The following is a 13,606-nucleotide window of genomic DNA, read 5'->3' on the forward strand; positions in this document are numbered from 1 at the left end:
CTAAATCATTTGTGAATTTCTTACTCCCTCCCCAAGGCATCGGGGAGGGTTGGGGTGGGGTAAAAAATTTACGACTCATTTAAAATTGCTATAGTCCTACAGGCACGGGTGCCCAGAAACCGGGTTTTTTGCCCAGAAGACGCCATACAACCCGCAAAAAAAGCAAAAAACCCGGTTTATTTGGTTTTGATGCGTCCAGAACTATTAGAATTAGTGCTAAATTATCAGAGGCGTTCCGTCAGAACGCCTCTACATTCGTTGCGAGCACAGACCAAAAGGTTAGCACATGATTCAGACAGCAGTCACGCCTTTCAAAAACAAAATTCGCTCAGCTTTAACTAAAAAGCAGATTACAGTTTTACAAATAAATCTCGGCAAACGCTGCAACCTCGCTTGCACTCACTGCCACGTAGAAGCTAGCCCGAAACGAACCGAAGAACTTTCCCCGGAAATTTGCGACCAATTAATTGAAATCATTCGCCGCTTTCCTCAAATTCAAACTGTTGACCTCACCGGGGGTGCTCCCGAAATGCTTTACGGTTTTAAACCGCTAGCGGAAGCTGCCAGGGCGGCAGGTAAAGAGGTAATTGTTCGTTCTAATTTGACGATTTACTTTGAAAAAGGTTTTGAAGATATTCCCGAATATTGCGCGCAGCATCAACTCAGAATTGTGGCGTCGCTTCCCTGCTATCAAGCTGACAATGTGGACAAAATGCGCGGCAACGGTGTTTTTGACAGTTCGATTCGGGCGCTGCAAAAGCTAAATCAGTTGGGATACGCAAAAAACCAAAATTTAATTCTCGATTTGGTGTACAATCCACAAGTGCCTGCTACAGACAAGTTTTCGCTAACACCGGAACAAGGCAAGTTAGAGCAAGACTACAAGATTTATTTAGCCGAACATTTTGGGATTTGTTTTAATCAATTGTTCGCGATTACTAATTTGCCGGTGGGACGGACTAAGTTTCATTTGGAACATAAGAAACTTCACAAGCCTTATCTGGGGTTTTTGGAGGATAATTTTAATCCTGGTACTCTGGAACATTTAATGTGCCGTAACGAATTGTCGATCGACTATTTAGGCAATGTCTACGACTGCGATTTTAACCAAATGGAAAATCTGCCGGCGAAAACTGGCAGCGGGGAAAAGATAACTGCTGCTAAATTGCTGGAATCTGGGAGTTTAGATTTGATTCAAGAGGTGCAAACTGCTGCTTATTGTTATGGATGTACGGCAGGTTGCGGTTCTAGCTGCGGCGGTAGTTTGATTTGAGAAAGAAGAAGGAAGAAGGAAGAAGGAAGAAAGAAGAAGGAAGAAGGAAGAAGGAAGAAGGAAGAAGGAAGAAACTATGCTCTTGGGCCCGATTCCCGATTCCCGATTCCCCATGCTTTTGGGCCCAATGCCCCATGCCCATATTATTGAAAGTGGAGAGTTTAGGTAATGAATGATTCGCGATCGCCCGATGAAAATCCGCCACCATCAAATAGGTGGAAGCTGATTTTAGGGATTGGTTTAGCTGTGGCTTTAATTGCTGCGACCAGGTTTTTCAACTTCCAAGGACTTCTGAAAAATGCGCTGGAGTCGATCGCGAGTCTCGGCCCGTGGGGCCCGGCAGCTTTTATTCTAATTTACATTGTCGCAACGGTTCTATTTATCCCCGGTTCTTTGCTGACTCTCGGTTCTGGCGTTTTGTTTGGAGTCGTTGGCGGTTCGGTTTGTGTTTCCATCGGATCGGTTTTAGGCGCAACTTGCGCTTTTTTGGTAGGGCGGTATTTAACTCGCGACTGGGTTTCCAAACAGATAGAGGGCAATCAAAAATTTAAGGCGATCGACTCCGCAGTTGCTTCTGAAGGATGGAAAATTGTGCTGCTGACGCGACTTTCTCCCATTTTTCCGTTTAATTTACTTAACTATGCTTTTGGAGTCACGCAGGTATCTTTAAAAGACTATTTTTTGGCATCTTGGATGGGCATGATTCCCGGAACTGTCATGTATGTTTATATCGGTTCCCTGGCCGGGAGTTTGGCTGCACTCGGATCTAGCGGGCGATCGCGCACTGCTGCTGAGTGGACTCTTTACGGCATTGGTTTGCTAGCAACGATCGCCCTCACCGTTTATGCAACCCGCTTGGCCAAAAAAGCTTTAGACGAAAAAATTTCCCCTTGAAACCCCAGCACAAATTAGAAAAATTGTCAAGAGAGTTTTGCTCATACATTATAATACATTGGTAATCTAAAAAACTCCGTATTTTCTCTGTGTTATTTACAATTATTTTGTTATACAAACGAGATAGATATTAAAGATATCGTAAAGCACAAACCTCAAATAGGTAAATCGAAGGTCGAAATATAAAATTGATGCCAAAATAGAAGGCGAGTGGCCAACCATAAGAAAAATTGTTTGCAATCCGGAATGTAAGTCATATTATTTTAAATTTTAGATTTTAGATTTTAGATTGCGAATGACTGATGACTACGAGGGTTGGAATCTTGGCTACAGTTGCATTCTTTTCTTAAACTGTCTCACTACTTGCCTGATATTAAGTCTGCCGAATGACGAAGACCGTTTGATGAAGTTGACTCTGAGGGAACATTTGATGATGCAAAACCCAGCAAATCAAGCCGGATCTGTGTCTGCACCGCCGCCACAAACAAAAAAGCTGCGCCGCTTTTGGCAAAACATCAGCAATTCGACTCAATCGCGCTGGCAGCAAGCGCACAGTCTTTGGCAACACAGACGGCAGCGCCGCCATTTGCTGACCCTGCTAATTCTGGCCACCACCGCTTTAACCATTAGCACAACTGCTTGCATCAGCTATTTTTTTGTGCGCGGACTAATCCTTGACAATTTAAAGCAAATAGCACTATTAAAATTAGAAAAAGGCACCGATGAAATCGACCGCTGGCTCAGCAGTCGCAAAGCAGAAATAGAAACCATTGCTTACGATCCTACGGTTAGCACTCTCAATTGGCAATTAGTCGAACCCCGGTTGCAAGGAGAAATATACAGATTAAAAGAGTATTTCATCCTGTCATTAACTCAATCGGACGGCTCATTTATCAACACTTTAGGCAACCGCGCGAACAGTAAAGACCGCCAACACTTTCAAAAAGCAATGGCCGGACAGCTCAACGTTTCCGACCCGCTGATCGGCCGCAGTACAAAAGTTTCTACGATTATTATTTCAGCTCCTATTTGGGCATTGCCCCCCGCTCCAAATCAAGTAATGGGAGTCCTTTCGGGCAGCATTAAATTAGACCGAGTAACATCTGTCGCTAACAGCTTGCTGTACGGTTCCGATAGTTATGCTTTTGCGCTCAATTCCCAAGGAGTGCCAATTGTTCATCCCAACAATAACTTAATCGGAAATATCGACCGGGAGGCGCCAAGCTTTTTACAGTCAAAAGACCCCGCACTCTCCACAATTGCGCGGCAGATGATCGACCGCCAGACGAACATCGAACTGGTAAAAATAGATAACAAATGGGTGTATGTGGCCTATGCTCCACTCAAGGAAGTTAACTGGTCAATGGCTTTAGTAATTCCCCGTGAAAATATTGAATCCCAACTGCAAGCATTAAATTTGCTGACCTCCGTAGTCGCCGGACTGCTCATCCCGGCAATGCTAGCAGCAATTTGGCTAATTTACTCCTCCGAAAATAATCGCGCTCAAGCGGAGCGAGAAGCCATGCTCAACCGGATTGCTGGACGCATTCGCGCTTCCCTGGAATTAGACAAGATTGTGCAAAGTACAGTCGAAGAAATAGTAAGTTTGCTGCACCTAGAACGGGCGGCTTTTGGATGGTACAAACCGCAAGAAAAAACGTTACAAATTCTGTGGGAATGTTGTCCATCTGATTCTCCGACACAAGCCATAAAGTTTGAGTCTTACTTTCTCGAAAATGTGTTAGTACGGAGTGGTCAAGGCGAACCAATTATTCTTTCGAGCGACACTTGGGCGAAGGGTGTAACTCAACCGCCGGAACTTAAAGCTAATAGCTATTTAGCCGTACCTGTTCAGACTCAGAACCAGCCGCAGGGTTATTTAATTTGTAGCCATGTTACTCATTGGCTTTGGAGCCGGGAGGAAATCCAACTGTTAAAAGCTGTAGCAGACCAATTGGCGATCGCAATTACTCAAGCTCACCTTTACAGTCAAACCCAAGACCAAGTAAAACTGCTTAATAGTGCCTTAAATGAACTGAAAAAAACTCAAACTCATTTAGTGCAGAGCGAAAAAATGTCATCCCTCGGTCAAATGGTGGCTGGAATAGCGCACGAAATCAACAACCCCGTTAACTTCATTTCGGCTAATTTGCCTCATACCAGCAAATATACTAAAGATTTATTAGAGTTGGTGAGTTTATACAAAGAAGCCTTCCCAGAGGTCCCCCAGGAAATCGAAGATTTTACCGAAGAAATCGAGTTAGAATTTATCGAGGAGGATTTGCCGCATATCTTGGATTCTATGAAAATAGGAACCGAACGCATTCGCAGCATAGTTCTTTCTTTGCGAAACTTTTCTCGCCTTGATGAATCTGACAAAAAGCAGGCGGACATTCACGAAGGTATAGAAAATACCTTGCTGCTGCTCTCCAACCGCATAAAAAATAGAATTTATATAGTTAAGAAATACGGAAAAGTGCCTTCAGTCGAATGCTATCCGTCTCAGCTCAATCAGGTGTTTATGAACTTGCTGAGCAATGCGATCGATGCTTTGAACGAGATCGATCGCCTAGATAAAATTATTACTATTTCCACGGGGGTAGTTCGCGAACATGGGGCTAAATTTCTGAAAGTGGCGATCGCCGACAACGGCCCCGGCATTCCCGACAGCGTTAAAGACCAAATTTTTAACCCATTTTTTACTACTAAAGAGGTGGGCAAAGGCACGGGTTTGGGGTTGGCAATTAGCTACAAAATTGTAGTAGATGGACACGGCGGCAGCATCACAATTTCTCGACCTCCTGGCGGGGGTACGGAGTGTTTGGTAAAAATTCCTATTACTAACGAGAAGTAATACAATTTGAGATTTGAGATTTGAGATTTTCAAATGCCTGATAAAACAAGCTTTTTAAGCTGGTATATAGTTGCATTTTTTGGAAAAACTGGTATAAGAAGGAAGTGGAAAGGAAGCCCACGGATTTTGTAACGGAGGTAAGGGCTAGAAGGAAGAGGGAAGAGGGGCTAAACAGTTTTAATTAATGCTAAGTTGACGGCCGTTGGCTAAAATTAGAAGAGTTTTTGTTAAAGGTGTTTTATGGCTGTTGGCAAGGATACAATTTTCGAGCGCTTTTTGTCGCCCCTGGTTCGACTGGCGATCGACGAAGAAGCACTGAAACGACTATACGAAGGTATCGACTGGGAAACAGCGGGCGATCGCTACCGACAACCCGACTTAGTTTATCCCGAATATTACACCAGCCAAAACTTTCACGGCATTAAACGCGGCTACCTCAACCCCAGTGCCGCCGTTTCCTACGATCCAATCACCCAATATGTTTTGCCTCCCCACGAAACAGTCGTCAGACAAGGCTTAATTGACGCTGTGCGGGTGAAACCGCGCCGAATTATCGATTTGGGATGCGGCACCGGTTCGACAACGCTCATGCTCAAGCAGGCTTTTCCCGAAGCGGAAGTTGTCGGGCTGGATTTGTCGCCTTATATGCTGGTAGTTGCCGACATGAAAGCGCAAAAAGCCGGCTTAAATATCCAGTGGTTGCACGGAAATGCCGAAAGCGTTGCTTTCCCCGATGCCAGCTTCGATTTAGTCGCAGCTTCCTTGCTATTTCACGAGACGCCACCTGCTGTATCGCGGGCAATTTTGCGAGAAAGCTTCCGACTGCTGAAGGTTGGGGGACAAGTGGCAATTTTGGACGGAAATCAAAAAACTTTGCGGCAAACAGAGTGGCTGACTGATATCTTTGAAGAGCCTTATATTAAGTCTTACGCGGCTGGCAGCCTCGATGCTTGGGCGGGGGCGGCTGGATTCGCGGCGGTGCAAACTCACGAACACTGGTGGGTGAATCAGGTGACGCAGGGCGTGAAACCTTTGCCTGGGGAAGATTTGGAACAGGCCAAGGTGGCGAGGGGCTGGAATTGGGGCGATCAAACTCCTGATTTTGATGGCGATTTACCGGGCATTCCAGCTCCCGCTTGATTTACAGAATAACCACCGACTGGAAGTCGGGGCTACACAAATAAAGTCCGCCTTCGCGGACTGAATAATAACTAATAACTAATAACTAATAACTCCTAACTCCTAACTCCTAACTAATGACTCTAAAAGCTGTTTTATTTGATTTTAATGGCGTGATTGTTAATGACGAGCCGATTCACGAGAAAATCATCGATCAATTGATGCTCGATGAAAATCTCCAGCTCAAACGTGGGGAGTTTCGAGAAGTTTGTTTGGGAAAAAGCGATCGCGCTTGCATTACCGAACTGCTCAAGCGCCGAGGACGATATCTAACAGAAACATATCTCGATCGACTGCTGCAGCGCAAGGCCCAAGCTTACAAAGCTCAAATAGATATTTTGGAGAAACTGCCGATTTATCCGGGTTTGGTAGAATTTATTGACAAAATTCGGGTCGCCGGACTGAAAATGGCCGTAGTTAGCGGGGCAATGCGATCGGATATAGAATTGGTGTTAGATCGGGCCGGTTTGGCAGCAAACTTTGAGTTAATTGTCGCAGGCGATGACTTGACGGCGAGCAAACCAGCACCGGATTGCTATTTATTGGCTGTGGAACTTCTCAACCAGAAATATCCCGACTTTAACCTGCAACCGATCGAGTGTTTGGCGATAGAAGATACTTTTGCGGGGATTGAAGCGGCGAAAAAAGCGGGGATTCAGGTTGCGGGTGTGACTCACACTTACCCGTTTCACATGATCCAGCGCCAAGCTAATTGGACGGTGGACTATTTTGCTGATTTAGAGTTGGATAGAGTGGCGGCACTTTGCTCGATCGCTCCCACTGAGCCGGCTGCGGAAAACACTTGACCTTTTTAGCAGTTACGTGCTAGTGTAAGTGACGGTCTGCTAACGTGAGAGCAAGCAAGACCTGTAAGCCTTTTAGATTCGGCAATCCGGCATCTAAAATGCTAAATTAAAACTCAATCAGGGGAATTAGCTCAGTTGGTAGAGCGCTGCGATCGCACCGCAGAGGCCAGCGGTTCGAGTCCGCTATTCTCCATAAATCAGGGGCATTACTACAGGTGACGATCGTACTCAAAGCGAAGTGCGATAGTCACCTGCTTTGATACTCGCTTATTTTGTGCTCTCGACCCGTTTGCTGCCTAAGTTTTAGCATCAATAACTTGTCGAGAGCGAGAAACCCGCTTTGTATTTTGTGCGATCGACCCAGTTGCTGCCTAAGTGGTAGCATCAATAAGATAATTTATGTAAAGAAACCTGGTTTCTAATTACACACTAATTGCTGAAAAGACGTATTTTGGTGTCTAAACCTGGTTTCCCAAAAAAATCCGGTAAGCCCGTGATCCCAACCCTGATGTCATCAGTCAATCTAAAATCTAACAAGGTATCAGCCCGGTTTCTGCCGCAGTTGCCCTCAATCCCCATAAAACATTCACTTTGTCAAAAACAATAAGTTTTGTAGCTAAAAATACAACAGTCTGCTGAAGCTAGTCTTAATATCAAGTCGCTATGTGTTATTATTCTCAATCATCTGACTCATCTATTCAAGAGTAACAAGAAAAAATGACAAAGCGATTCGATCGGCGGAAATTTCTTTTATACGGTTCTGCTACCCTAACATCAAGTTTATTTCTAAAAGCTTGTAGAACTCCCACTCCAACAGCAACTCCCGCAGCTTCTCCCACATCAACAGGAACTACACCAGCAGCAGCCGGGGGCGGAAACACGATCAAAGTAGGAATTTTGCATTCCTTGAGCGGCACGATGTCAATCAGCGAAAAAAGCGTTGTCGATGCCGAACAATTAGCGATCGAAGAAATCAATAAAGCTGGGGGTGTCCTCGGAAAACAAATCGAAGCAGTAATAGAAGATGGCAACTCAGACTGGCCGACTTTTGCCGAAAAAGCCAAAAAATTGATCGACCAAGATAAAGTTGTCACCGTCTTCGGATGCTGGACTTCCGCTAGCCGCAAAGCAGTATTGCCAGTATTTGAAGAAAAAAATCATATGCTCTGGTACCCCGTACAATACGAGGGTCAAGAGTGTTCCAAAAATATCTTCTATACCGGGGCGGCGCCGAACCAACAAATCGAACCAGCAGTAGACTGGCTGCTAGAAAATAAAGGTAAAAAATTCTTCTTGGTCGGGTCTGACTACGTTTTTCCCCGCACGGCAAATACCATTATCAAGGCACAGCTAGCAGCCAAAGGCGGCGAATTAGTTGGGGAAGATTACATTCCTTTGGGCGGGACAGAAGTCACGCCAATTATTACTAAAATTAAGGCAGCTTTGCCAGACGGCGGCGTCATTTTCAATTCCCTCAACGGCGACAGTAACGTAGCATTTTTCAAACAGTTGCAGGGTGCCGGTTTGGGTCCGGACAAATATCCGTCAATGTCTGTCAGTATTGCAGAAGAAGAAGTAAAGGCGATCGGCGTAGAATATCTTAAAGGCCATTACGCCGCCTGGAATTACTTCATGACGGTGGAATCTCCGGCAAATACAAAATTTGTGGAAGCTTTCAAGGCCAAATACGGCAAAGATAGAGTGACAAATGACCCGATGGAAGCAGCTTACATCATGGTTTACCTGTGGAAGCAAGCTGTCGAGAAAGCAGGGACAGCCGACGATTTGGAAAAAGTGCGGGCAGCAGCTTTGGGTCAAACCTTTGACGCGCCAGGGGGCACAGTAACGATGGAAGTTAATCATCACCTTTCTAAATTTGTGCGCTTGGGCGAAGTGAGAGAAGACGGTTTGTTTAACATCGCTTTTGCTACACCAGAAGCAGTGAAGCCGGTGCCTTGGAATCAATTTGTCGCTGAAACAAAAGGCTTTGCTTGCGATTGGTCAGACCCCGCAAAAGGTGGAAAATTCAAAGCTTGATAAGTAGGTAATACTAATTTTGTTAACGTTGGCAACGTATCCTCGATTCCCCTAGGGTATGTCTTTAAACCCGGAGATCCCCCCGGCCCCCCTTAATAAGGGGGGAGTGAGAGCATTCTTTCGTCAATCCCTACTCCCTGAATAAGGGGGAACTGGACTCTTCAAAGTCCCCCTTATTCAGGGGGATTTAGGGGGAGCGAGACTTGGCTACAAGCGAAATATACAGAGGGTTTTAGTTCTAAGTTGACACCAATTGGATAAAATCCGCCCCTAATTATCCGCGAACAAAGTTGACTGACTTGATGCAGGAGTAACAAAAGTGGCGATATTAGATGGTTTATTTAACGGCATTAGCATCGGCGCAGTTTTACTAATTGCAGCCTTGGGATTAGCGATTATTTTCGGGCTGATGGGCGTGATTAATATGGCTCATGGCGAGTTGATGATGCTGGGGGCTTATACAACTTTCGTAGTGCAAAATGTCTTCAAAGGTATCGGAGGATTTGCTTTTGAAACCTATATTTTATTTGCAATTCCCCTAGCTTTTTTAGTAGCTGCATTGGTAGGATTAATTCTCGAACGCGGAGTGATTCGCTATCTTTACGGGCGACCGCTAGAAACTCTGCTGGCAACTTGGGGTGTAAGTTTAATTTTGCAGCAGTTTGTCCGCAGCGTTAGTTGGGTGATGGTAATTGGGATTGCGGTGTTTTGTGTGCTGTTTTTTGGCGGTTTGCGGGTGCTGAAATCTCGCATGGATTTCGATCGCATTCGCAGCAAAATTATCGCCCTAATTTTGCCTTTATCTTTGGCTATTTCCTGGGCGGTGAGCGCCTTTTTAGGACAAACTTACAAACTGGCAGTAACTCAACCTTGGTTTGGCGCTCAAAATGTGGACGTAACTGCACCGCAATGGTTGCGGGGCGGCATACCGCTTGGCAATTTTCAGTTGCCCTACGCCCGAATTTTTATTATTGTCCTTACCGGAATTTGTTTAGCGGGAATTTACCTATTTTTGCAAAAGTCTGTGTGGGGATTGCGGATTAGATCCGTGACGCAAAATCGCAGCATGAGTGCGTGTTTGGGAATTCCTACCGAACAAGTAGATGCGCTGACTTTTGCTTTGGGTTCGGGGTTGGCAGGTGTCGCTGGGTGCGCGATTAGTTTGATCGGTTCGGTAGGGTCGAATACCGGACAAAATTATATAGTCGATACCTTTATGGTGGTGGTTGTGGGCGGTGTCGGCAAGATTGTAGGGAGTGTAGTTGCTGCGATCGCGATCGGCACTGCAAATTACCTCATTGGTTCGGGAACATTAGCAATAATGTTCGCTCCAGTCAAGCCTTTAGCCGACTTCTTCACATTTTTCGCCACAACCAGCATGGCAAAAGTAATGGTATTCGCCTTAATTATGGCTTTTCTGCAAGTGAAGCCGGGAGGGATTTTCCCGCAAAAAGGGCGGACGGTAGAAAATTAACAATTACAACTGCGAGTGTAGCGAAAAATGCAGAAAAAACATCAAAAACCCTGGCTAAAAGAAGCGGCAATTATCAGCGCGATCGCCCTCACATTCATATTGCTCATCCCAGGCATACTCCCCGACGTTCGGCTCAATCAATTAGGGAGATTTTTAGCACTAGCAATTGCCGCCCTCGGCATAGACTTGATTTGGGGATACACGGGTTTGCTTAGTTTAGGGCATGGAGTGTTTTTTGCGATCGGCGGTTACGCTTTCGCCATGCACCTAAAACTGCAAATTCCCCCAACCGCCAGCAGTCAATTGCCAGAATTTATGAACCTCTACGGCGTTACCGAACTCCCCTGGTTTTGGCAACCATTTTATTCATTTCCTTTCTCAGCATTAGCAGTAGTTCTCATCCCCGCCATCTTGGGCGCACTTTTAGGTTATTTAGTATTCCGCAATCGAATTCGAGGCGTTTACTTTTCAATTCTCACCCAAGCAGCAACCATTGTATTTTTCAACTTCTTTAACGGTCAGCAAAAACTGATTAACGGCACCAACGGACTCACCGACTTTAAAACCCTGTTCGGAGCCACAGTCAATGACCGAGATACTCAATATATTTTCTACATTCTCACCATATTATTTTTAGCAGCAACTTACGCCCTCTGCCGATGGCTGACCAGCGGGCGTTTCGGCCGCCTGCTAGTAGCAATTCGCGACGACGAAGTGCGGCTGCGTTTCTCAGGTTACAATCCCACAGGCTACAAAGTTTTAGTCTTTGCAATTTCCGCCGGTTTAGCCGGGATTGCAGGCGCATTATTTACCGTACAAACCGGAATTATTTCGCCAAAAGCAATGGATATTGCCTTTTCAATTGAAATGGTAATCTGGGTCGCAGTGGGAGGTCGCGCCACATTATCGGGAGCAATATTGGGAACACTGCTAGTCAACTTTGGCAAAAGTTTCTTAAGCGAACAATTCCCCGAAGTGTGGCTATTTTTCCAAGGTGCGCTATTTCTCATAGTAGTCACAGTGCTGCCCGACGGCTTAGTCGGATGGATGCAACATCAAGGTTTCGGCCAAATCCGCAGGTTGTTCAGAAGACCGAAGTACGCATCTACTTACCCCAGCCTGGAACAAGACCCCCAAGTGCAGCTCGAAAAAGAAGAACTTGAACATTGAGTGCAAAAATATCGTGTAATTTATAAGTAGGCTGACATAAATAAATTTCACCTACAACAGACAAACAAAGCAATCGCAATAGACTTGACAAACGCTGCGTTTATCTCTGTCTGAGGAAACGTAATATATATGTACCTACTTAGATATTCGTAGCAAGTAGCTTCGTTCTTTAACTTGAGGGGCAACATATGGCAGATATTATTGACTACAAAATCTACGGCGACGATTTGCAACTCATCGAGATTGAACTCGACCCCAAAGAAGGCGTCAGGGCTGAAGCTGGAACCATGACATACATGGAAGGTGACATCCAAATGCAAACATCCACAGGCGGCGGCTTATTTCAAGGTTTCAAACGAATGCTGACAGGAGCGGGTTTTTTCATTACCACCTTTGTCAACGCCGGAAATCGCAAGGCACGCGTCGCTTTTGCCGCCCCCTATCCGGGTAAAGTAATTCCCCTAGATTTAGGCCAACTTGGCGGTAAATTTTTGTGTCAAAAAGACTCTTTTCTCTGTGCGGCCAACGGGATTGAAATTGAGGTAGCTTTCACCAAGCGACTCGGTGCCGGTTTCTTTGGCGGAGAAGGTTTTATTCTGCAAAAATTGCAGGGTGACGGGCTAGCTTTTGTTCATGCGGGAGGAACAATAGTTGAGAAAAATTTGGGAGTTGGCGAAGTGTTGCGAGTAGACACCGGGTGTTTAGTAGCTTTTGCAGCGAGTGTAGATTACGATATTCAGTTTGTTGGCGGGTTTAAAAATGCTTTATTTGGAGGTGAAGGCTTGTTTTTGGCAAAGATGACTGGGCCTGGTAAGGTATATGTGCAAAGTTTGCCACTCTCGAAGTTAGCTGAACGCATTTTAGCAGCCGCTCCACCTCCAATGTCGAGCAGTTCTAGCAGTTTTAGTTTAGAGTAAACTGCCAGCAAAAAGTAGTAAGTATGGTGTCAGCAAAGGGAAAAAATCTCCTTAATAAGGGAGGATATTTGCCTTCGTAACCTACAAGAGGTATGGGTTGTTGTTTATTAGTGAGTGAATTGTTAATTATGAATGGAAAAGTATTAGAAATAGACAACTTGACTGTGAGTTTTGATGGTTTTAAAGCTATCAACGGTTTAAATTTCAGCATGGATGCGGGCGAACTGCGAGTTATTATTGGCCCCAATGGTGCGGGGAAAACAACTTTTCTCGATTCCATTACCGGAAAGGTGCAGCCGACAGAGGGCAGGGTGTTATTTAAGGGACAAAATTTACGGAAGTTGTCGGAAGATAGGATTTCGCGCTTGGGAATTGGTCGCAAGTTTCAGACGCCGCGAGTTTACTTGAATTTAACGCCACGCGAAAATTTGGAATTGTCTTGCAGCCGCCATAAAAATGTTTTTTCGACTTTGTTCAAGCCTGCTTCTGCTGCTGAAAAACGCACGGTTGCGGGTTTGTTAGAAACAATTGGTTTAGTTGCTAAAGCTGATATTTCGGCGGGTTTGCTTTCTCACGGGGAAAAGCAATGGTTGGAAATTGGAATGTTGGTGGCTCAATCCCCTGATTTGTTGTTGGTAGATGAACCTGTGGCTGGTTTGACGGATGAGGAAACGATGTTAACTGGAGAGTTGCTGATTTCGCTGGCCGAAAGTCATTCGGTGTTGGTAATTGAACACGATATGGAGTTTGTGCGGCAAATTGCGCGGCAGGTGACGGTGTTGCATCAGGGTTCGGTTTTGTGCGAAGGGACTATGGATGAGGTGCAAAATGACGATCGGGTAATTGAGGTATATTTGGGCAAACCGGAAGAGTAAGAAGAAGGAAGTTCGGCAACGGATTTTGTAACGGATGTAACGGATGTAACGGATGTAACGGATGTAACGGATATCAGGAAGAAGGAAGTTCGGCAACGGATTTTGTAACGGATGTAACGGATATCAG

10 protein-coding genes and 1 tRNA gene are annotated in these 13,606 nt (G+C 45.2%); all 11 read left to right on the plus strand.

Annotated elements, in window-relative coordinates; genetic code table 11:
- Nucleotides 1–286 precede the first annotated feature (286 nt).
- The 11 genes from arsS (at nt 287) to urtD (ending at nt 13,479) form a co-directional block, all read left to right on the plus strand.
- Nucleotides 287–1,273: an arsenosugar biosynthesis radical SAM (seleno)protein ArsS gene (gene arsS / locus QUA10_RS09890; protein WP_333080176.1), complete on the plus strand. Its 987-nt coding sequence runs from the start codon at nt 287–289 to the stop codon at nt 1,271–1,273.
- Nucleotides 1,274–1,441: 168 nt separating this feature from the next.
- Complete coding sequence (locus tag QUA10_RS09895) at nt 1,442–2,167, plus strand: TVP38/TMEM64 family protein (protein ID WP_333080175.1); 726 nt, start codon at nt 1,442–1,444, stop codon at nt 2,165–2,167.
- Nucleotides 2,168–2,462: 295 nt separating this feature from the next.
- Nucleotides 2,463–5,021, plus strand: coding sequence for an ATP-binding protein (locus tag QUA10_RS09900; RefSeq protein WP_333080174.1), 2,559 nt, complete (start codon nt 2,463–2,465; stop codon nt 5,019–5,021).
- A gap of 240 nt (nt 5,022–5,261) precedes the next feature.
- Nucleotides 5,262–6,161 (plus strand): methyltransferase domain-containing protein, encoded by a 900-nt coding sequence (locus QUA10_RS09905; RefSeq protein ID WP_333080173.1) that lies wholly within the window; start codon nt 5,262–5,264, stop codon nt 6,159–6,161.
- A gap of 116 nt (nt 6,162–6,277) precedes the next feature.
- On the plus strand, nt 6,278–7,006 hold the full coding sequence (locus tag QUA10_RS09910; protein ID WP_333080170.1) for an HAD family phosphatase: 729 nt from the start codon (nt 6,278–6,280) through the stop codon (nt 7,004–7,006).
- 120 nt (nt 7,007–7,126) lie between these two features.
- Nucleotides 7,127–7,199, plus strand: a tRNA-Ala gene (locus QUA10_RS09915).
- A gap of 524 nt (nt 7,200–7,723) precedes the next feature.
- Nucleotides 7,724–9,043, plus strand: coding sequence for an urea ABC transporter substrate-binding protein (urtA, locus tag QUA10_RS09920; RefSeq protein ID WP_333080168.1), 1,320 nt, complete (start codon nt 7,724–7,726; stop codon nt 9,041–9,043).
- A 319-nt stretch (nt 9,044–9,362) separates the two neighbouring features.
- Nucleotides 9,363–10,517, plus strand: coding sequence for an ABC transporter permease subunit (locus QUA10_RS09925; RefSeq protein ID WP_333080166.1), 1,155 nt, complete (start codon nt 9,363–9,365; stop codon nt 10,515–10,517).
- Between the two features lie 27 nt (nt 10,518–10,544).
- The gene (gene urtC / locus QUA10_RS09930; protein ID WP_333080164.1) at nt 10,545–11,687 is read left to right on the plus strand and encodes an urea ABC transporter permease subunit UrtC; all 1,143 of its coding nucleotides are present in this window, start codon (nt 10,545–10,547) and stop codon (nt 11,685–11,687) included.
- Between the two features lie 188 nt (nt 11,688–11,875).
- Complete coding sequence (locus QUA10_RS09935; RefSeq protein ID WP_333080163.1) at nt 11,876–12,604, plus strand: TIGR00266 family protein; 729 nt, start codon at nt 11,876–11,878, stop codon at nt 12,602–12,604.
- Between the two features lie 128 nt (nt 12,605–12,732).
- Nucleotides 12,733–13,479 carry an urea ABC transporter ATP-binding protein UrtD gene (gene urtD, locus QUA10_RS09940; protein WP_333080161.1) on the plus strand — a complete coding sequence of 249 codons (747 nt, stop codon included), beginning with the start codon at nt 12,733–12,735 and terminating at the stop codon, nt 13,477–13,479.
- Nucleotides 13,480–13,606 lie beyond the last annotated feature (127 nt).

This window comes from Microcoleus sp. Pol8_D6 (genome assembly GCF_036700965.1).
GTDB lineage: Bacteria > Cyanobacteriota > Cyanobacteriia > Cyanobacteriales > Microcoleaceae > Microcoleus.